The sequence below is a fragment of the Simplicispira piscis genome (assembly GCF_054783455.1).
On sequence record NZ_BAAGQN010000017.1, the window covers coordinates 68,084 to 88,361 of the forward strand.

19 protein-coding genes are annotated in these 20,278 nt (G+C 60.7%); 9 read left to right on the forward strand and 10 right to left on the reverse strand.

Translation table 11 applies throughout. The features are described from left to right. Positions 1–26 precede the first annotated feature (26 nt). Genes pstC through phoR form a run of 6 tightly spaced genes read left to right on the forward strand, consistent with a single transcriptional unit; the run spans position 27 to position 5,527 of the window. On the forward strand, positions 27–998 hold the full coding sequence (gene pstC / locus ACYVOC_RS12980; RefSeq protein WP_461162156.1) for a phosphate ABC transporter permease subunit PstC: 972 nt from the start codon (positions 27–29) through the stop codon (positions 996–998). A gap of 28 nt (positions 999–1,026) precedes the next feature. Further along, positions 1,027–1,881, forward strand: a complete 855-nt coding sequence (gene pstA / locus ACYVOC_RS12985; RefSeq protein ID WP_461162086.1) for a phosphate ABC transporter permease PstA — start codon at positions 1,027–1,029, stop codon at positions 1,879–1,881. 60 nt (positions 1,882–1,941) lie between these two features. Beyond that, positions 1,942–2,727, forward strand: coding sequence for a phosphate ABC transporter ATP-binding protein PstB (pstB, locus tag ACYVOC_RS12990; protein ID WP_116004102.1), 786 nt, complete (start codon positions 1,942–1,944; stop codon positions 2,725–2,727). Between the two features lie 10 nt (positions 2,728–2,737). Then, positions 2,738–3,439, forward strand: coding sequence for a phosphate signaling complex protein PhoU (gene phoU, locus ACYVOC_RS12995; RefSeq protein WP_116004101.1), 702 nt, complete (start codon positions 2,738–2,740; stop codon positions 3,437–3,439). Positions 3,440–3,454: 15 nt separating this feature from the next. Beyond that, the gene (phoB, locus tag ACYVOC_RS13000; protein WP_461162087.1) at positions 3,455–4,162 is read left to right on the forward strand and encodes a phosphate regulon transcriptional regulator PhoB; all 708 of its coding nucleotides are present in this window, start codon (positions 3,455–3,457) and stop codon (positions 4,160–4,162) included. Positions 4,163–4,168: 6 nt separating this feature from the next. Further along, positions 4,169–5,527 carry a phosphate regulon sensor histidine kinase PhoR gene (gene phoR / locus ACYVOC_RS13005; RefSeq protein WP_461162088.1) on the forward strand — a complete coding sequence of 453 codons (1,359 nt, stop codon included), beginning with the start codon at positions 4,169–4,171 and terminating at the stop codon, positions 5,525–5,527. On the opposite strand, the gene ACYVOC_RS13010 is transcribed toward phoR, so the two are convergent. The 5 genes from ACYVOC_RS13010 to trxA all read right to left on the reverse strand — a co-directional run bounded on the left by ACYVOC_RS13010 (position 5,460) and on the right by trxA (position 10,982). Beyond that, positions 5,460–6,848: an MATE family efflux transporter gene (locus ACYVOC_RS13010; RefSeq protein WP_461162157.1), complete on the reverse strand. Its 1,389-nt coding sequence runs from the start codon at positions 6,846–6,848 to the stop codon at positions 5,460–5,462. The two genes, phoR and ACYVOC_RS13010, sit on opposite strands and share 68 nt — an antisense overlap. A gap of 30 nt (positions 6,849–6,878) precedes the next feature. After that, positions 6,879–8,594, reverse strand: a complete 1,716-nt coding sequence (locus tag ACYVOC_RS13015; RefSeq protein WP_461162089.1) for a hypothetical protein — start codon at positions 8,592–8,594, stop codon at positions 6,879–6,881. A gap of 164 nt (positions 8,595–8,758) precedes the next feature. Then, complete coding sequence (locus ACYVOC_RS13020) at positions 8,759–9,016, reverse strand: type B 50S ribosomal protein L31 (RefSeq protein WP_461162090.1); 258 nt, start codon at positions 9,014–9,016, stop codon at positions 8,759–8,761. 101 nt (positions 9,017–9,117) lie between these two features. Next, positions 9,118–10,380 (reverse strand): transcription termination factor Rho, encoded by a 1,263-nt coding sequence (rho, locus tag ACYVOC_RS13025; protein WP_116004096.1) that lies wholly within the window; start codon positions 10,378–10,380, stop codon positions 9,118–9,120. Between the two features lie 269 nt (positions 10,381–10,649). Then, the gene (gene trxA, locus ACYVOC_RS13030) at positions 10,650–10,982 is read right to left on the reverse strand and encodes a thioredoxin TrxA (RefSeq protein ID WP_116004095.1); all 333 of its coding nucleotides are present in this window, start codon (positions 10,980–10,982) and stop codon (positions 10,650–10,652) included. A 218-nt stretch (positions 10,983–11,200) separates the two neighbouring features. On the opposite strand from trxA, the gene ACYVOC_RS13035 reads away from it, so the two are divergent. From ACYVOC_RS13035 to ACYVOC_RS13045, 3 genes are all read left to right on the forward strand, one after another. Beyond that, positions 11,201–12,562 carry a TIGR03862 family flavoprotein gene (locus ACYVOC_RS13035; RefSeq protein WP_461162091.1) on the forward strand — a complete coding sequence of 454 codons (1,362 nt, stop codon included), beginning with the start codon at positions 11,201–11,203 and terminating at the stop codon, positions 12,560–12,562. Between the two features lie 85 nt (positions 12,563–12,647). After that, positions 12,648–13,574, forward strand: coding sequence for an adenylate/guanylate cyclase domain-containing protein (locus tag ACYVOC_RS13040; RefSeq protein ID WP_116004093.1), 927 nt, complete (start codon positions 12,648–12,650; stop codon positions 13,572–13,574). Positions 13,575–13,663: 89 nt separating this feature from the next. Beyond that, positions 13,664–14,374, forward strand: coding sequence for a hypothetical protein (locus tag ACYVOC_RS13045; protein WP_461162092.1), 711 nt, complete (start codon positions 13,664–13,666; stop codon positions 14,372–14,374). A gap of 186 nt (positions 14,375–14,560) precedes the next feature. Here ACYVOC_RS13045 and ACYVOC_RS13050 read toward each other — a convergent pair whose 3' ends face one another. The 5 genes from ACYVOC_RS13050 to ACYVOC_RS13070 form a co-directional block, all read right to left on the reverse strand. Further along, entirely contained in the window at positions 14,561–15,808 is a 1,248-nt protein-coding gene (locus tag ACYVOC_RS13050) for an acyl-CoA dehydrogenase family protein (RefSeq protein ID WP_116004091.1), read from the reverse strand. A 35-nt stretch (positions 15,809–15,843) separates the two neighbouring features. Further along, positions 15,844–16,929: a phosphotransferase gene (locus tag ACYVOC_RS13055; protein WP_116004090.1), complete on the reverse strand. Its 1,086-nt coding sequence runs from the start codon at positions 16,927–16,929 to the stop codon at positions 15,844–15,846. A gap of 9 nt (positions 16,930–16,938) precedes the next feature. Then, complete coding sequence (locus ACYVOC_RS13060; RefSeq protein ID WP_116004089.1) at positions 16,939–17,658, reverse strand: Crp/Fnr family transcriptional regulator; 720 nt, start codon at positions 17,656–17,658, stop codon at positions 16,939–16,941. A gap of 247 nt (positions 17,659–17,905) precedes the next feature. Next, on the reverse strand, positions 17,906–18,685 hold the full coding sequence (locus ACYVOC_RS13065) for an oxepin-CoA hydrolase, alternative type (RefSeq protein WP_461162093.1): 780 nt from the start codon (positions 18,683–18,685) through the stop codon (positions 17,906–17,908). Positions 18,686–18,734: 49 nt separating this feature from the next. Then, positions 18,735–20,255 carry a 3-hydroxyacyl-CoA dehydrogenase gene (locus tag ACYVOC_RS13070; protein ID WP_461162094.1) on the reverse strand — a complete coding sequence of 507 codons (1,521 nt, stop codon included), beginning with the start codon at positions 20,253–20,255 and terminating at the stop codon, positions 18,735–18,737. Positions 20,256–20,278: the final 23 nt, after the last annotated feature.

The window sequence follows — 20,278 nt, forward strand, 5'->3', positions numbered from 1 at the left end:
TTGAGATCACGATGAGCGCACAAACAATGCCCGATGCGGCGCATGCACCAGCCAAAGCGATGGTGTCGATTGCCCAGCGGCAGCGTCTTCAGGATATTTTCTTCCATCGGCTGACCCAGGGTCTATCGCTGCTGGTGCTGGCTGCGCTGATGGGCATCATCGTGTCGCTTTTCATCTATGCATGGCCGACGTTTCACAAGTTTGGTGCCCAGTTCATCTGGCGCGTGGAATGGGACATCGTCAATGAAGAGTTTGGTGCAGCCATCGCGATCGTGGGAACCCTGGCCAGTGCGGGCATTGCGCTGTTGATTGCCGTGCCCCTGGCCTTTGGTATTGCGCTGTTTTTGACAGAAACCTGCCCTGTGTGGTTGCGCCGCCCGCTGGGCACAGCGGTGGAGTTGCTGGCAGCGGTGCCGTCCATCATCTACGGCATGTTTGGTCTGTTTGTTTTTGCCCCGCTGTTTGCCGACTACTTTCAGATGCCGGTGCAAAAACTGCTGGGCGCAATGCCATTGGTGGGTTTTTTGTTTGGCGGCAGTACCAACGGGTTTGGCATTCTGGCGGCGGGCATTGTGCTCGCATTCATGGTGCTTCCCTTCATCGCTGCGGTGATGCGGGATGTTTTTGCGATTGTTCCACCCATCCTGCGCGAATCCGCCTATGGGCTGGGGTGTACCACTTGGGAGGTGGTCCATCGTGTCGTGCTGCCCTATACGCAGAAGGGTGTTGTGGGCGGAATCATGCTGGGTTTGGGGCGCGCCCTGGGTGAAACCATGGCAGTGACTTTTGTGATCGGCAATGCCAACCGCATGCCTGCATCACTGTTCTCGCCGGGCACTTCCATTGCATCCACTTTGGCCAATGAATTTGGCGAGGCAGCGGACTTTCACCTGTCCGCATTGTTTGCGTTGGGATTCCTGCTTTTCGTCATCACTTTCGTGGTGCTTTCGGCAGCAAAAATCCTGATGTTGCGGGCGGAAAAGGCCAAGGGTCTATAGGCGCTCTCAAGGCCATCAAAGAGTCTTCATGGAATACAACACCAAAATCTATCAAAAACGGCGGCGCGCCAATGCGGTGGGCCTGACGCTTTCCTTGGGCTCCATGGCCCTGGGGTTGTTTGTGCTGCTCTGGATACTGAGCGTGCTGTTTACCAAAGGTTTTGCTGCGCTGGACTGGAACTTGTTTTCCCACTCCACGCCAGCCCCAGGTTCCGAGGGTGGTGGCCTGGCCAATGCCATCGTCGGCAGCCTGATGATGGTGGGGTTTACCGTGCTGGTGTCTACACCGGTAGGTGTCTTGGCCGGCGTGTACCTCGCGGAATACGGCGATCAGAGCAAAACGGCTGAATTGACCCGCTTTGTGACCGACATCATGTTGTCGGCGCCCTCCATTGTTCTGGGGCTCTTCGTTTATGCCATTGCCGTCGCCTCCATGGGCCATTTTTCCGGCTGGGCCGGCAGCATGGCGCTGTCGCTGATTGCCGTTCCGGTGGTGGTTCGCACGACCGAGAACATGCTGCGCCTGGTACCAGGCAGTCTGCGTGAAGCGGCCTTTGCACTCGGCGCACCGCGCTGGAAGGTTTCCATCATGGTGAGCTTGCGCGCCGCGCGCAGTGGTGTGATGACGGGGCTTTTGCTGGCTGTGGCGCGTATCAGCGGTGAGACGGCTCCGCTGCTGTTCACTGCCCTGAACAACCAGTTTTTCAGCACCAACATGAATGCGCCTATGGCCAATCTGCCCGTGGTGATCTTTCAGTTTGCGCTCAGTCCGTACGACAACTGGGTACGCCTGGCCTGGGCCGGCGCACTGCTCATCACGCTGGCGGTGCTGGTGCTCAACGTTGTGGCGCGGATCTTTCTGCGCGAAAAAGACAAGGTCTGACATTTACGCCCTTTTTTGCACGGCCTGTCGATGCAGGTACGTCCTTTAACAGAACTGACAATGACCAACGCTACCGCGACGACGACTCCCACCAGGAATGCGCTGGAATTGCGCAATCTGAATTTCTACTACGGTAAGTTCCAGGGACTGCGCAACGTCAGTCTGGATATTGCCGAGCACAAGGTCACCGCTTTTATCGGCCCCTCGGGTTGTGGAAAATCGACCTTGTTGCGCACGCTCAACCGGATGTATAGCCTCTATCCCGGCCAGCGGGCGGAGGGCAGCATCCGCTTTTATGGGCAGGACATCCTGGACCCGAAGCAAGACATCAACCTGCTGCGCGCGCGTATCGGCATGGTGTTCCAGAAGCCCACGCCTTTTCCCATGTCGATCTACGACAACATTGCTTTTGGCGTGAAGCTCTATGAAGCGCTGTCCCCCAGCGAGATGGATGACCGGGTGGAGTGGGCGCTGTCGAAGGCCGCCTTATGGACCGAAGTGAAAGACAAGTTGCACCAGAGCGGCCTGTCGCTTTCGGGCGGTCAGCAGCAGCGCCTGTGCATTGCGCGCAGCGTGGCGGTGAAGCCTTCTGTGCTGCTGCTTGACGAGCCCACTTCGGCGCTGGACCCGCTGTCTACGGCCAAGATTGAGGAGCTGATCGATGAGCTCAAGCACGACTACACGATTGCCATCGTGACCCACAACATGCAGCAAGCGGCGCGTTGCAGTGACTACACCGCTTACATGTATCTGGGCGAAATGATCGAGTTTGGAGCGACCGAGGCGATCTTCTTCAAGCCCGAACGCAAGGAAACCGAAGACTACATTACCGGCCGTTTCGGCTGAGGAGCGATTTATGGCAGACAAACATCTTTCTTCCCAGTTTGACAGTGAACTCAATGGGGTTTCCTCACGTGTCATGGAAATGGGGGGGCTGGTGGAGTCCCAGATCCGACAGGCAATTCACGCGCTATCGCAGTTCAGTCTTGAGGCGGTAGAGCAGGTTCGTACGATAGAAAACCGGGTCAATGCCATGGAGGTAGAAATCGACCATGAACTCTCCACCATCATCGCCCGGCGCCAGCCCACAGCACGCGACCTGCGCCTTTTGCTGGCTTTTTCCAAGGCCACGGCCAATCTGGAGCGTATGGGTGACGAGGCCCACCGCATGGCACGCATGGTGCAATCCATCATTGAAGGTGGTGCGCCGCGCTGCCTGCCCTCGAATGACCTGCGGGTGGCCGCCGACCTGGCATCGGGGCAGTTGCGCAAGGCGCTCGATGCCTTTGCCCGGCTGGACACAAAAATGGCCGTCGCAATCCTCAGGGAAGACGACCTGATTGACAGGGAGTTCGATGGCTTCGTTCGCAAACTCATCACCTACATGATGGAAGATCCGCGCACGATCTCCCCCAGCCTGGACCTGCTTTTTCTGGCCAAAGCCATCGAGCGGATTGGCGACCACTCCAAAAATATTGCCGAGCTCATCATTTATCTGGTGAAGGGCATGGATGTGCGACACACCTCTTTGGATGAGATTGAATCGGCGGTCCTGTAAAGGGGTAGAAAAGGAATGAGAAAGCTTCCCCATGTCCTGATCGTGGAAGACGAACCCGCGATTGCTGAATTGATAGCTGTGAATCTGCGACACAACGGTTTTCAGCCCGTTTGGGCTGAAGACGGCGAGACTGCACAGCGTGAACTCGACGCCGTCTTGCCCGATGTAATCCTGCTCGACTGGATGTTGCCCGGCCAGAGTGGCCTGCAGCTTGCGCGCAAGTGGCGTGCCAGTAGCCGTACCAAATCCATCCCCATTCTGATGTTGACCGCCCGCGGGGATGAGCCGGACAAGGTTGCGGGGCTGGACGCTGGAGCGGACGACTACATCACCAAGCCTTTTTCGACCCAGGAGTTGCTCGCACGTATCCGCGCAGTCCTGCGTCGCCGCGCACCAGAGCAAGCACAAGAAAGTGTGACGATGGGGGCATTGGTTTTGGACGCTGCAACGCACCGTGTCTCGTTGGACGGGCAAGCCTTGAAAGTCGGCCCGACCGAATTCAAGTTGCTGCATTTCTTCATGACCCATCCCGAGCGGGTGCACAGCCGCGCCCAGTTGCTGGACAAAGTGTGGGGTGACCATGTGTTTATTGAGGAACGTACGGTCGACGTCCATGTCAAGCGGCTGCGCGAAGCACTGGGTGAGGCGGGCCTGATGGTGGAAACGGTGCGCGGCGTAGGTTACCGGTTTGCGGCTCCGCCACAGGTGCCCTTGCGGGCCTGAGCTCCCATGCTCTGGCGATTTTCTATTTTCCTGTGCTGGCAATTGCTGGGCATGGGTCTGGGGTGGTGGCAAGCTGGCGCCTGGGGGGCCGCGTCAGGGGCTGCGGTTGCGGCATGGATCTGGTTTTTTCTGGATTTGTGGCGCGGTGCCCGAGTGCTGGGCTGGATGCGCACGGGTGAAATGGTCAAGGCACCTGCGATGCGGGGCATGTGGGGTGAGGCAGTGGAGCGCACCCGGCGCCTGGTGCGCAAGCAGGAATCACAGGCCCAGGAGAGCCAGAGCCGGCTGGAGGACATATTGGCTGCCTTGCAGGCGTCGCCCAACGGCGTTGTGCTGCTGGACAAAGTCGGCCGCATTGAGTGGTGCAATGCCATGGCCGCGGCACATTTCGGGTTCGATGCGCAACGCGATGCGCTCCAGTCCATCCGAAACCTGGTGCGCGACCCGGAGTTCAATGCCTATTTTGCTGCCCAGGACTATTCTGCAAGTGTGGTGCTGGAGGGGCGCGAGAGCACGCCGTCCCGGCCGGTACGGATTGCCGTGCAATTGCATCCCTATGGCGATGGCCGCAGTTTGCTGCTCTCACGGGATATCACGGCACTGGAGCAGGCCGACGCCATGCGGCGAGATTTCGTCGCCAATGTGTCGCACGAAATCCGTACGCCTTTGACGGTATTGATGGGTTTTGTGGAAACCTTGCAGACGCTACCGATTTCGGCCGATGAACGCGAGCGGTATCTGGAATTGATGGCACAGCAGGCCACGCGCATGCACAGCGTAGTGCAGGATCTGCTGGCGCTCTCTCGTCTGGAAGGCAGCCCTTTGCCGGGGATGCGCGAGTGGCATCCCGTGCAGACCTTGTTGCTGCGCTGCGAGGAGGAGGGACGGGCACTTTCGAACCTGTTGATCCGTGGCCAGGCGCGTCCGCATGAATGGACGTTTCCGGAGCCCGCCGCAGGGGCCGAGGCGCTCGACATTGCCGGCAGCATGAAGGAGTTGCAAAGCGCTCTGTCCAATCTGGTGGGCAATGCCGTGCGCTATACCCCGGCCGGGGGGCGTATAGCAGTGCAGTGGAAGACACTTGCCGATGGCCGTGGTGTTTTTTCGGTGCAGGATACCGGCCCTGGCATTGCTCCAGAGCACATTCCCCGGTTGACCGAGCGCTTCTACCGCATTGACCGCAGCCGCTCGCGCGAAACGGGGGGCACAGGCTTGGGGTTGGCCATCGTCAAGCATGTGCTGCAGCGCCATGGCGCTGAGCTGCACATTGCGAGTGTGCTGGGACAGGGCTCGACGTTCAGTGTTGTTTTCCCTGCGAACAGGCTGCGCCATGTAACGCTGGAGCAGGATGCAGAGACGCATTGAGTGCGCGTTGGAGCATCCATGCGAAGGCAGCCGCGGTCACGGCCAGCGCCGCTGCGCTCGCCGCCCAGAACGGCGCAGGGGACTGCAGCGCGGGTAGGCTGCCCATGCCCTGGTAGGCCAGCACATAACCGCCCCCTAAGCCCATACCCCACAGCATGCAGCCATACACCACAAGGGGCGCAAGGGTGATGCGGTAGCAGCGCAGCACGAACACACACAGCGTCTGGACCGCATCGAACAAATGGTAGACAGCGACCCAGACCAGCAGTGCTGACGTCAGCAGGATGACGTCAGCGTCATTGCTGTACACACGAGCCAGAGATTCTTTTGCTATAAATAATATAGCTGATAGCGCAATACTGGTAAGCGCTGAGAGCCAAAAGCCCATCCAGACGGCATGGCGGGCCAACGCATCGTTGCCGGCGCCGCGCCAGAAGCTTACCCGTGCGCTGGTGGCAATGGCAAAGGAGAGCGGAACCATGTACAGCACGGCAGCCAGATTGGCTGCAATCTGGTGTCCGGCGGTCGCCAGGGTGCCCTGCCGCGCGATGAAAAGCGCCATCAGCGTGTACGAAGTAACCTCCACCGTGATGGCCAGGGCGGCGGGGACGCCCAGCCTGGCAAAAGCGCCCAGCTGCGTCCAGTCAGGGCGCTCCATGGATCGCCACAGGCGCAATGGTGTGTAGATGTCCTGGGTGCGCAGCAGGTACAGCCCCAAGCCGAGCAGGGTGCAGTTCACCACCAGTGTGGCCCAGGCGCACCCCACAACCCCCATGGCAGGCAGGCCGGCGCCGCCAAAAGTGAACCAGATGGACAGGGGGATCTTGACGAAAAGCGCGGCCACCTGCAGCCACGTCACCAGTTGGGGATGGCCCAATGCCTGGTTGAGGGTGCTGTACAGCCGAAACAGCAAGGCCGGTGGTAAAGCCAGTGCCAGAACGCCCAGGTATTGGGAAACCGGTGCACGCAGCGCTGTGGGTACATCGGTCCATTCAAGGACGGCATCTGGGAACAGCAGAGCGGCCATGCCCAGCAGACAGGTGGCAGCGCACAGGTAAAGTGCTTGGCGGAATGTACGGCCAATGTCTGCCGGATTCTGAGCGCCGCGCTGTTCCGCCCAGACCGGCAGGAGCGCCTGCAGCAACCCCATGAGCGCCACGTAAACACTGATGAAGATGGCTGAACCAATCGACAGAGCGGCCAGTGAGGCCTCGGCATGTCGGCCGGCCACAATGGTGTCCGTGACGCCAAAGGCCATGACGGCGAGCTGACCCGCCAACACAGTCAGTGCATGGCGAGTAATCGCCGATCGTTCCGATATTGTTGTCACACTCATTCCACCCACAAGCGCTTAAGGTGCGCTGTACCGGTACAGCAGCAAGGCGTCGTTGCGGTCGGTGGGGCGTCCTTGTGTGGTGTTGAGTGTCCAGCCGTTCAAGTCAGGCATCCATGGCGGGCCCATGGGCAAGTCCGTAGCATCTATTTGCTGAGCCCACACCAGCCATGGGCAGCTGGGGGGGCTGGCGAGGGGGGTCAACCGTAGCTGGCCATGAAATTGCAAGGCTGCAATCTGGCTGCGGCCCAGGCCGAACATGTGCATGCAGGGCGGTTGGTGGGCCGCCGACACAATGGCATGCATCTGTGGGGCATCGCTGCGGGCGTAGTTGAGCATAGGAAGCCAGAGTGTCATCAGCAGCAGCCAGCTGAGCGTGGCGCCGGAGGCAGGAAGCACCAAACTTTTCCAGATTGGTTTGCGATCCCGGCCTGTACGCCACCCTACCAGAGCGCACCACGCCGCGGTGGCAGCCAACGCTACGGCAAATGCCAGAAATGAGAACTCGGGCTCGAACCCGCGCGCCAGTTTGGCGACGTTGGCGGCAGGCTTGGCGGGAATGCCGGTCTGTGTAGAGACCCAAACCACCCAGATGGCGATGGCGGACACGGAGAAGAACAGCAGCGTGAACCAGTCGATCAATGCGGCCACGCTGCGGCGCAAGGTAGGCAGGGCAAAAGCCGCCAAAGCCGCCAACGCGGGTAGACCCAGCAGCAGGGCACGGTCGGCCGGCTGAGTGCACAGGCTGGCGCCCATCGAGATCAATACAAACCACAAAGGTAGCATCAGATGACGGTGCAATTGCCGGTTCCAGATTTGCTTGCGCCAGCGCCAGAGGGTCCACAAAGCCAAAGGCCATGCGGGCCAGGTAAACCACACCAGAAGGCGTCCCAGGCTGGGCCAGTCCTTCGTATCGGCTTGGGGCCAAACAATCCGCCAGCGCCACAGGTCCAGTTGCCAGGCTAGAACGGTCACGGCCACCGCCAGCAGGGAAATACCCAGAGCCAAGAACCGGGCACGTACATGGGATGTGCCTGCGTTGTTCGGGTCGCAAACGCACATCATGCTGCCGCCCAGGCCGTAGAGCAAGGCCAGTGCAGGAGCACCACTGAGCACCAGCCCAGGCAGCCCCACTATCAGGGCCAGGAGTGGTCCGAAGGTTCTATGAGGCGCCGCAGCCAGTCCATAGAAGAGCAGGGAGGTGCAGCACAACTGTACAAGATACGAAGTGGTTTCGTGGGAAGGCTGGGCCAACCCCAGGCAGGCCAGTAGGGCCAGCAGGCCGCCATCGGCCATGGCGCGGGCATAGTCTGCGGGGTCGGCCTCGCCACCAAAGGCAAATGCGACAGGTTGCGCCCCTGGGCTGCGCGCCAGTTCATGAATGCCATACCAAGTGGCCTGAAGGGTTAACGCGAGCAGCAGAACAAATGGAATGCGGACGGCCCATTCAGGCGCCAGCCAGGGCGATGTAAATTGAATAGCCCATGCACCGAGCCAGTATGGGAGCAGGCCATCTGTCTCAGGCGGTAGATCGCCCAGCAGGGGAGACAGCCATGGCGTATGCCCTTGCGCCAGTTCGATCATGTAACCTAAAGCGGTCATGTCGGCGCCACGCCATGGGTCCCGCCCCAGAAAACCCGGCACGATGTAAGCCAGACACAGCAGCAAGAGAGCCCAACGGGGCAAGCGACGCACGGCACTCTGGGGAACGATGGCGGGAGTGGGCTGGTTCACGCTGCAAAAGAGGAAGAGGGTGTGCCGTTTTTAAAAACCTGCGATAGCGTAAAGACAGCGCTTGCGGGCAGAGGTGTCCAGGCGGGATGATCGCAAGTATCCCGGAAATGCAAAGAAAAAGGCAGCGCGGTTGCCCGGGCTGCCCTTTGGCGGATTGGCGAGAATTACTTCGCCGTGGTCTTGCCGAAGCGGTTGCGGAAGCGTTCCACACGGCCACCCATATTGTCCACCGATTTTTGCGTGCCGGTGTAGAAGGGGTGCGATTCGCTGGTGGTATCAAGCTTGAACAGCGGCAGTTCGCGTCCGTCTTCCATCTTGACCATTTCCTTGGCGTTCACGCACGAGCGCGTGACAAACTTGAAGCCGTTGGACATGTCCTGGAAGCAAACTTCGCGGTAGTTTGGGTGAATGCCTTCTTTCATGGCGAATCCTTGTATGTGTATCAACTGCGGCAGCCACTGCAGCACCTATTTGCCACAGCACTTTTCGCGAAAAGCCCTGGATTATCGCATGAATGGGGCGATCAGCCACCGCGCCGCATCATGTCGAAAAACTCGACGTTGCTCTTGGTTGCCTTCATGTTTTTGATCATGAGCTCCATCGATTCGATTTCATCCATGTTGTACATGAATTGGCGCAGGATGCGGGTTTTCTGCAGAATCTCGGGTGCCAGCAGCAACTCTTCGCGGCGCGTGCCGCTCTTGTTGAGTTCGATGGCGGGAAACACGCGCTTTTCGTACAGGCGTCGGTTCAGGTGGATTTCGCAGTTGCCGGTGCCCTTGAATTCTTCAAAAATCACTTCGTCCATGCGGCTGCCGGTGTCGACCAGCGCGGTGGCGATGATGGTGAGCGAGCCGCCTTCTTCGACCTTACGGGCTGCTCCGAAGAAGCGCTTGGGGCGTTGCAGAGCAGCAGCATCCACCCCCCCCGACAGCACCTTGCCGCTCGACGGCACAACGTTGTTGTAGGCGCGGGCCAAGCGAGTGATCGAGTCCAGCAGAATCACCACGTCCATCTTGAGCTCGACCAGGCGTTTGGCCCGCTCGATCACCATTTCGGCCACGTGCACGTGGCGTGCGGCGGGCTCGTCAAAGGTGGAGGCGATGATTTCACCTTTCACCGTGCGCTGCATTTCCGTCACTTCTTCAGGGCGCTCGTCCACCAGTAGCACCATCAGGTGCACATCGGGGTTGTTGGCGGTAATGGCGTGGGCAATGTGCTGCATCATCACCGTCTTGCCGCTTTTGGGCGGTGCCACAATCAGTGCGCGCTGGCCCCGGCCGATGGGCGCAATGATGTCGATGATGCGGCCGGTGATATTTTCTTCGCTCTTGACGTCGCGCTCCAGGCGCATCTGTTCCTTGGGGAACAGTGGCGTCAGGTTTTCAAACATGACCTTGTGTTTGTTCTGCTCAGGCGGGCCACCGTTGACGGAGTCGAGCTTGTTGAGGGCGAAGTAACGTTCACCGTCTTTGGGTGTGCGCACTTCACCTTCGATCATGTCGCCGGTGTGCAGGTTAAAGCGACGCACCTGGCTCGGGCTGATGTAAATGTCGTCCGTGCTGGCCGTGAAGCTTGTGTCCGGGCTGCGCAAGAAGCCAAAACCGTCAGGTAGGATTTCCAGCACGCCATCGGCGATGATTTGTTCCCCGGTCTTGGCGCGTTTCTTGATGATCGCAAACATCAACTCCTGCTTGCGCATGCGGCCGCCGTTTTCGATTTCAAGCTCTTCAGCCTGCTTGAGGACTTCAGACACGTGCAGTGCCTTGAGTTCGTTTAAGTGCATGGATTGACTCCTTGGCGGAGCTGGTATGAATCTTGGGAGAGGGGGGCTGGTGCCGGGTGGGCTGCTGTTTGCAGACCCAGCTTGCCTGGGATCTTGATCCGGCTGCCAATGCATGCAGTCCGGTGATCTGTGGGAATTATGACAGGAAAAAATGCAGAGGCTTTGTGGGCACTGAATCGGGTGGGGCGATAAATGTCGTCCTGGGCCACTGGCCTGTGTTGCCTGTGGCCCCAATAACCGCTGGCTGCAAAGCCAGCGGTTTTCTCGAATCAGGCCAATTGCTGGTCGATGAATGCGGTCAGTTGTGCCTTGCTCATCGCGCCGACCTTGGTCGCGGCCAACTGGCCATCCTTGAAAATCATCAGCGTGGGGATGCCGCGGATACCGAACTTGGCCGGAACTTCGCGGTTTTCGTCGACATTCATTTTGGCAACTTGCAGCTTGCCTTGGTAGGCGCCTGCCACTTCGTCGAGAATGGGGGCAATCATCTTGCAGGGGCCGCACCATTCTGCCCAGTAATCGACCAGGACCGGTGTACCGGATTTCAGTACATCAGCCTCGAAGCTGGCGTCAGAAAGATGTTTGATGAGTTCGCTGGCCATGCGCTTTCCTTGTTGGTGGTGTACCGGTACGTATAAAGTTCTTTTATTGTGACAGAAACAAGGGCGCCCCTGTCGTCGACAAGGCGACGCGGCGCTATGACTGTCATAGCAAAAATCGATGAACGAAATACCCGTTGTGTTCCGTGGGCACCATCGACAGCAGCCGCCTCATTTCACCAGCCTCCAATCGCCGCATGTCGGCATGAACCTTATCCAATATGACTGAGTTGATATCTGTTCCGCCACAGCGCGTATGTGATGTAGCCGTGGTGGGCGGCGGGCCCGCGGGCTTGATGGCCGCAGAGGAGTTGGCCCGCGCTGGCAATGCTGTGCACCTGTTTGACGCCATGCCGTCGGTGGGACGAAAATTTTTGCTGGCCGGCAAGGGCGGGCTTAATCTGACGCATTCTGAACCGTTCGATATCTTTATTTCCCGTTTTGGGGGGCGCGCACCGCAGTTGTTGCCTTTGCTCAAAGAGTTTGGCCCTGAAGAGTTGCGTGGCTGGGCAAAAGCACTGGGTGTGGACACCTTTATCGGCACGTCTGGCCGGATCTTTCCTGCCGACTTGAAGGCTGCTCCTCTGCTTCGCGCCTGGCTGCACCGTTTGCGGACCATGGGCGTGCAATTTCATATGCGCCACCGGTGGTGTGGCTGGGCAGAAGACGGCGCTTTGCGGCTGGTGTCGCCGACGGGTACGCTGTTCGTGCAGGCAAAGGCGGTGGTTTTGGCCCTTGGCGGCGCTAGCTGGGGCAGACTGGGGTCTGACGGCGCTTGGGTGCCGGTGCTGGAATCTTGCGGTATGCCGGTGGCGCGGTTGCGGCCTGCCAACTGTGGTTTTGATGTCCCAAGTCGGGTGGCTTTGGCCGGAGAGACGCGGCGTGAATTTCTGCAGGAACTAATGGGTCAACCGCCAGCAGTGCAGACGGGCTGGTCGCCACATTTCGCGCAGCGCCATGCAGGCCAGCCTTTCAAATCGGTCGCCATTACCTTTAGCAGCCGCGATGGCCGCAGTTTTTCGCGCAGAGGCGAGTTTGTTGCCACAGTGACCGGCGTGGAGGGTAGTCTGGTCTACGCGGTGTCGGCATTGTTGCGTGATGAGATCGAGGCCCACGGCAGTGCTACGTTCCAGCTGGATCTGCTGCCCGATCACTCGCTCGAGCGCGTGCTGACGGAGGTGTGCCACCCCCGTGGATCGCGTTCTTTGACCAGTCATCTCAAAAGTCGCCTGGGCCTTGATGGCATCAAGATGGCCATTCTTCATGAGCAACTGGACAAGGCGCAGATGAACGACCCGGTAGCTTTGGCGCAGGCTATCAAGGCCTTGCCCATTACCGTGGTGGCGCCCCGGCCATTGGACGAGGCCATCAGCACCGCTGGCGGCGTGGCTTTCGAAGGATTGGATGACCAGCTTATGGCTCTTGGTCGTCCAGGTGTCTTCTGTGCAGGGGAAATGCTCGATTGGGAAGCCCCCACTGGAGGCTATCTGTTGACGGCGAGTCTGGCAACAGGGTTTCATGCCGGGCGCGGCGCTGCGGCATGGCTTGAGGCCAACGAGCGAGGAGCAGCGGCGGTCCCTTGAAGAAGTGGGGCGCGCAGAGGGTTCTGCGTGATGTCATCACTTGATCTAAACTGCTGACGATGACAACCACTGTGTCTTTGCCTCCATGAGTTCAATCTCGACGGTGGTCTTTGCCGACCTCTCCGGGAGCACCTCGCTCTACGAAACGATGGGCAACGAGCGCGCGGCCAAGACGGTCATGCGTCTGACGCAATGGATCGCCGAAGTCATGCAGGCGCACCAGGGGCGTGTGGTCAAAATGCTGGGGGATGGCGTGTTGGGCATCTTTGCCAGCGCCAACCAGGCAGTAGCGGCTGCCGGCGAACTGCAGCGCAGCCACCAGATTCATCTCCAGCGCTGGCCCGAAGTATTGCGCATGGAAATGCACGTAGGCGTTGCCTGCGGAGAGGTTTTGGAAGTCGACGGTGATGCCTATGGCGATGCCGTCAACGTGGCATCCCGGCTGTGCGAGCGCGCGGGACCAGGCGAAATCTGGACCAATGATGTCACGGCTGTGGATGCTGGGGTGGTTCCGCATGTGCGCTTTCGTAAGCTGGGCGTTTTTGAGATACGCGGCAAGACCGAGGCACAACTCATCTACCAAGCCGAATGGCGAGAACAGGATTCGCCGGAGCAGCTGACCATGCAAGCGGGTCTTCACAGCAATGTTGCGCCTTTGGACTCGTTGCCGGGTTCGATCGAGTTGGCATGGAAAGGCGAGACACTTTTGTTTTCGTCGGAGGATATGCCCTTGCACATTGGCCGCTCCAGTGCGGCGCAGGTCAGCATTGCAGACCCCCGTGTTTCTCGTATGCACGCCCGCATCGACTGGACGAATGGCGCCTTCGCACTGACCGATGTCAGCAGTTTTGGCACATGGGTTCAGTTTGCGAACAGTGACACTGCCGTTCCTTTGCGTCGCAGTGCCTGCTTGCTCCATGGTGAGGGACGGTTGGCCCTGGGCATGCCTTTTGATGCCGGGGCACCGACACTTGATTTTCGCGTCACTGGCAGCAGCATGCATCTGGGGTAGGTGCGGCTATTTTGCCAAGCGGGCAGCAGGGTGCATTCAGGGTCAATTTGGCGTTTAATGGAATGCACTGTCCATACCGCAAACCTGCCATGTTTGAACGACTTCGTTCCGTCTTTGCACGCAGCCAGGAGCCTGTCCATATCCAGGGCATTGCAACGCCTGCGCAGCTTGCGCTCTGGGCTGCTGCGCAGCGTTGGTCTTTCGATTTTCAGGGTGAACCGGCACGGTTTCAGCTGAGCGGTACGGTGGTGGGGCAACCTTGGCTGCTGGAAAGCGGATCGCCTACACGCGACTATCTGAAGGGTACGGAGTTGCGTGCCAGAACCGACCCGCATGCAACCCCTGATGCCAGTGTCATGGTGATCAGTCGCACGCTGAAAGAGGTTTTGGAGGGGCGCGTTTATGGCGCCATTACGGAAACCCTGCAGACCGCTGTGGACGAAAGCCTGCCCCAAGAAATGCGCTGGCTTGCCATGTACGAGGAAGTGCAGTGGCCTGAACTGCCGCCTTCTTTCATACGGCTTTTTGCCGTGGTGGGCGACCGCAAAGAGCAGGCGCGCCGTTGGATTAATGCAGCCGTGGTGTCACATCTTCTTGGGAGCCGCAGTGCAGAACAGGCGGCGTTGCCCCTTGTGCTGATGCTGTCGGGTGGCCAGTTATCGCTGCGGATGCAGACCATGGACTGCTACCTTCCCGACCTCGAATACGCTACCACCCTGTTGATGGCCGCAGCTACCGTGGCGGCGCAGAAGCTGCCGCCTGCGTCTGACTCGGGGCCCGCCACGCTGCCGCCCGGGTGAGGGCGGCAGGTTTCTGCAAATTTAGGGCAATGCTGAACAAGTCCCTCACGCGCTGTGCATCCGTACCTCGGGCGGTCTGCAGCGTTGCAAATCCTCGCCATAGCTGCGGCTATGGCTGCGGTTTGCGCCTTGCATCCCATCCCGATGCACGGCGCGCATCATCGCGGTGACTTATTCAGCATCGCCTTAGTGCGCCTTGGGCGGTGCGTACTTGCCCAGTTCCATTTTGGCAATGGAGGCGCGGTGCACTTCGTCCGGGCCATCGGCAAAGCGCAGGGTGCGCGCCTGGGCATACGAGAAAGCCAAGGGGAAGTCATCGCTGACGCCACCGCCACCGTGGGCCTGCAAAGCCCAGTCGATCACCTCACAGGCCATGCTGGGAGCGACCACCTTGATCATGGCGATTTCGGTTTTGGCGACCTTGTTGCCGGCCATGTCCATGATCCAGGCCGCCTTGAGCGTGAGCAGGCGCGCCATGTCGATCTTGCAACGTGCTTCGGCAATGCGCTCTTGTGTCACGCCTTGCTGGGCCACCGTTTTTCCAAAAGCCACGCGGCTCATGGAGCGCTTGCACATGAGTTCCAGCGCGCGCTCGGCCAGGCCGATCAGGCGCATGCAGTGGTGGATGCGTCCGGGGCCAAGGCGCCCCTGGGCGATCTCGAAACCACGGCCTTCGCCCAGCAAAATGTTAGAGACGGGCACGCGCACGTTCTCGAACAGTACTTCGGCGTGGCCGTGGGGTGCATCGTCGTAGCCGAACACGTTGAGCGCACGTACCACCTTCACGCCGGGCGTGTCGGCGGGTACCACGATCATGCTTTGTTGCGAATGGCGGGGCGCTTCGGGGTCTGTCTTGCCCATGGTGATAAGCACCTTGCAGCGCGGATCCATCGCACCGGAGGTCCACCACTTGCGACCATTGATGACGTATTCGTCGCCCTGGCGCTCGATGCGTGTTTCGATGTTGGTGGCGTCGCTCGATGCCACATCGGGCTCGGTCATGGCGAAGGCTGAGCGGAACTTGCCTTCGAGCAGGGGTTTGAGCCAGGTGGCCTTGATACCGTCGGAGCCGTAGCGCGCAATGGTCTCCATGTTGCCGGTGTCGGGCGCGGAGCAGTTGAAGACTTCGCTGGACCAGAGCACGCGGCCCATGATTTCGGCCAGCGGGGCGTATTCAGCGTTGGTCAGGCCAGCGCCGTGGTAGCCCGAGGCCTCGGCCGTATCCACAGGCATGAACAGGTTCCACAGTCCAGCAGCCTGGGCTTTGGCCTTGAGGTTTTCGACGGTCTGTAGCGGCGTCCAGCGCTTACCGATCGCCGTGTTGGCGGCCAGCTCGGCGGCGTACTGGCTTTCAGCCGGGTAGATGTGGTCGTCCATGAACTGGAGCAGTTTCTTCTGCAGTTCCTTGGTTTTGGGCGAGTAATCGAAGTCCATGGGTTCTCCTTGAAAAACGGGGGTATTGGCGGTGCTTAACCGCGCTGGGCGAAAGACCAGGCCATCTGGGCCAGGGGGCGGGCGCCTTCGCCCGAGGCCTTGGCCTGGGCGCTCGATGCCGTGCCGGCTTCGACGCGCTTGGCAATGCCTTGCAGGATGGCGGCCAGGCGGAAAAGGTTGTAGGCCATGTAGAAGTTCCAGTCGGCGGCCAATTCCTCGGGGGTGGCCAGGCCGGTGCGCTCGCAGTATTTGCGGATGTATTCGGCTTCGGATGGAATGCCCAGCGCCGCCAAATCCAGCCCGCCAATACCCCGGAACATGCCCGGCGGGATATGCCAGGCCATGCAGTGGTAGCTGAAGTCGGCCAGCGGGTGGCCGAGCGTAGACAGTTCCCAGTCCAGTACGGCAATGACGCGCGGTTCGGTGGGGTGGAACATCAGGTTGTCCAGCCGGAAGTCGCCATGCACGATGGAGACGCGGTTCTCGTCGCGTGCACCGGCAGGCATGTGGGCGGGCAGCCAGGCCATGAGTCGGTCCATCTCTTCGATGGGCTGTGTGATCGAGGCCATGTACTGCTTGCTCCAGCGGCCGATCTGGCGTTCGAAGTAGTTTCCAGGCTTGCCGTAACCGGCCAGGCCTCGTTCGGCAAACGGGACCGTGTGCAGGGCGGAGATAACCCGATTCGATTCGTTGTAGATGGCTGTGCGTTCCTCGGGATTCATGCCGGGCAGAGCCTGGTCCCAGAGCACGCGGCCTTGCATGAACTCCATGATGTAGAAGGCGCGCCCGATGATGGATTCGTCTTCGCACAGCACATGCATGTGCGGCACGGGCACATCGGTGCCTTGCAAGCCACTCATCACTGCGAATTCACGTTCAATGGCGTGGGCCGACGGCAGCAATTTGGCCACGGGGCCGGGTTTGGCGCGCATCACGTAGCTCTTGCTGGGCGTGATGAGCTTGTAGGTAGGGTTGGATTGCCCGCCCTTGAACATTTCGACGCTCAGGGGGCCAGCGAAGCCTTCCAGGTGCTGCTCCAGCCAGCTGCTGAGGGTGGCTGTATCGAATGCGTGCTGATCGGAGACGGCACGGGTGCCGATGAAGTGGTCGAAATTGCTCATGGGTGGGGGTCAGTTGTCGAGTTCGGTGATGTCCATCAGGGCGTCGCGGTCGCGCACGACCAGCCCGCCGGGTTCGATGCGGATGATGTCTTCACGTTCAAGTGCCTTGAGTTCCTGGTTGACGCGCTGACGCGAAGCGCCCAGCAGCTGGGCCAGCTCTTCTTGTGCCAGTTGCAGGCCGATGCGCATCTCGTTGCCATGCGAAAGGCTGGGGATGCCGTAACTGCGCACCAGGTGCAGCAACTGCTTGGCCAGCCGTGCGCGCAGCGGCAGGGTGTTGAGGTCCTCCACCAAGCCGTAGAGCTGGCGAATGCGCCGGGCATGCAGGCGCAGCATCGCTTCGTACAACTCCACATGCATGGCCAGAACTTTCTTGAAATCGGCCTTGGCTACGCACAGGATGGTGGTCTCGCCATGTGCGTAGGCATCGTGCGTGCGCCGGTCTCCGTCGAAGATGGCCACGTCGCCAAACCAGATGCCCGGCTCCACGTAAGTCAGCGTGATCTGCTTGCCCGAGATGGAGGTTGAGCTCACGCGCACCGCGCCCTTGGCGCAGGCGATCCACTCCTCGGGCGGGTCGCCGCGGGCAGCGATGAGGCCACCATCCTTGAAGCGTTTGACGTAAGCGCATCGCAGTATGTCGTGTCGAAGTGAAGGTGAAAGAGATGAGAACCAGCGACCGGAGTTGATCGCTTCACGTTCTTCGATAGTAAGAATAGGGTCGTCCATGGGCTGTCTTTTGGGTGACTAGGTACGCGGTCATTGTCGCGTCAGGGACGGCCAGCGGACATGGGGGTTGTCACCTGCGTGTCTGGATGCGGGCCAGGCGCGCAGGTGCACAGCGGCACGCAGCGCCCCCATAGCTGCTACGGCGTGCCTGAATTGTTTGAATGAAAAGTGGCTCTAACGCTTGTGGGTAAAGCGGTAGTAGCTACTCAATCAATAGCGTTGCAGGCGCTGCGCGCCATACGCCCGATCAGCGGTACTGCGGTTTGCGTTTTTCCAGGAAGGCGCTGATGCCTTCACCCGCGTTGGCATGGTGCAGGTTGCGCACAAAATGCTGGTGCTCCAGATGGAGGTGGGTATTGAGCGTGTGCTGGCCCGCTTCGTCCAGCAGTTCTTTGATGCTGGCCAGTGCATTGGGGGCACGTTCGTTCAGCGTCTGGGCCAGTTCCAGTGCGGCGGCCAGTGTGCCGCCGGGGTCGGCCAGGCGGTTGACCAGGCCCAGAACGTGCAGGCGCTCGGCGCTGGTGCGCTCGCCACACATCAGTAGTTCGACGGCCAGGGGGCGGGGCAGGGTGTGGGCCAGGCTCCAGCTGGCGCCGCCATCGGGCGAGAGGCCTACCTGGCTGTACGACATGGCAAACACCGCATTGCGCGCGGCCACGATCAGGTCGCATGCCAGGGCCAGCGAGAACCCGGCACCGGCTGCGGCCCCTTCGATGGCGGCCACCACCGGTTTGGGGTAGGCGCGGATGGTCTCGATCCAGTTGTGCAGCGCCTCGATGCTTTCTGATTGCACCTCAGTGCCCAGGCTGCGGTTGGCCTGCAAACGCTGCAGGTTGCCGCCGGCGCTGAACATGCCGCCGGCCCCCGTGATGACCACGCTGCGCACCTCGGCGTTGCGTTCGGCGCCATTGAGTGCTTCGGTGCCTGCTGCGTAGATGGCGGGGTCGAGGGCGTTGCGCAGATCGGGGTTGCTGATGGTCAGAACCAGGGTCTGGCCGTGGCTGGTGCTGCGAAGTTCTGCGGGCATGTAGGTGCGATTCCGTTGGATAAAGGGGGGCGGCAGAACGCGGCTGACCTTACTCTTCCTCGTGCTGCAGGCTCAGGCCAATGGCGCCACGGCGGCGCAGCCAGGGGCTGGGGCGGTAGCGGGGGTCGCCATAAACGGTCTGCATGTTGAACAGTACTTCCAGGATATTGGTGGGTCCCCAGCGGTCACCCATGGCCAGGGGCCCAAGGGGGTAGCCCAGCCCCAGGGTGACGGCGGTTTCCAGGTCGCGCGGGCTGCAGATGCGCTGCTGGCAAATGTCGCTGGCAATATTGACAATGGTGGCCACCACCCGCTGGGTGACAAAGCCCCCGCTGTCGCGCACCACGCTGACGGCCTTGCCGTCGCGTGCCATCAGGGCGTGGGCAGCATTGCGGATGTCCACGCGCGTCACGGGGTTCGTGGCCAGTACGCGGCGGCGGGTGGCATTTTCTTCGATCAGCATGTCGATGCCGATGGTACGTGCCGGGTCCAGACGCTCCACCACGGCCACGGTCGTGATGTCAAAGCCCAAGGGCGCCACCAGAATGATGGCGCTGGCTGAAGGCGCCGCGCCGGTCTCGATGTCGGCGCCCAGGTTCTTGAGCATCTGGTAGATCTCCGTGCGGCGTGCCGCCCGGGGCGATACCCACACGGGGGGCATGCTGTCCACCACGGGCACTGGAGCTTCGGGGGTTGCCTGGGCTACGCCGTCGGTATAGCGGTAAAAGCCTTCTCCTGTTTTGCGGCCCAGCAGGCCACCTGCCAGGCGCTGCGCCGTGACCACGCTGGGGCGGTAGCGCGGTTCTTCGTGGTACTGGTGGTAGATGGATTCCATGACCGGGTGCGATACGTCCAGCCCCGTCAGGTCCATCAGTTCGAAAGGCCCGAGCTTGAAGCCCGCCTGGTCGCGCAGGATGCGGTCGACCGTGGCGAAATCGGCCACGCCTTCGTCCACGATGCGCAAGGCCTCGGTGGTGTAGCCGCGGCCCGCATGGTTGACGATGAACCCCGGACTGTCCTGGGCCTGCACTGCGGTGTGTCCCATCTGGGCTACTTGCGCGGCCAGGGCGGTGCACAGGGCGGGGTCGGTCCGCAGGCCAGCCACGACTTCCACCAGCTTCATCAGGGGAACGGGGTTGAAGAAGTGCAGCCCTGCCATGCGCCGGGGGTTTTGCAACGCCGCAGCGATGGCCGTGACCGACAGCGACGAGGTGTTGCTGGCGAGCGCTGCCTCTGGCCGCAAAACGGTCTCCAGTTCACGCAGCAGGGCTTGCTTGGCGTCCAGGCTTTCCACGATGGCTTCGACGACCAGGTCGCAGTCGGCAAGGTCGGCCAGCGCATGGGCCGTCTGCAGGCGCGCGGCGCAAGCGTCACGCTGGTCTGCGTCCATGCGGTTTTTGGTGACCTGTTTGTGCCACTGTTCCAGAATGGCATCGTGCGCGCGCTGCGCCATGCCAGGCTGTGTGTCCAGTAAACGCACCTGGCTCCCTGCCTGGGCCATCATTTGCGCAATGCCCCGGCCCATGGCACCAGCACCCACCACACCCACTACTGGAAATTGAATTTTCATAGCGTAATTATGACCATGGCCTT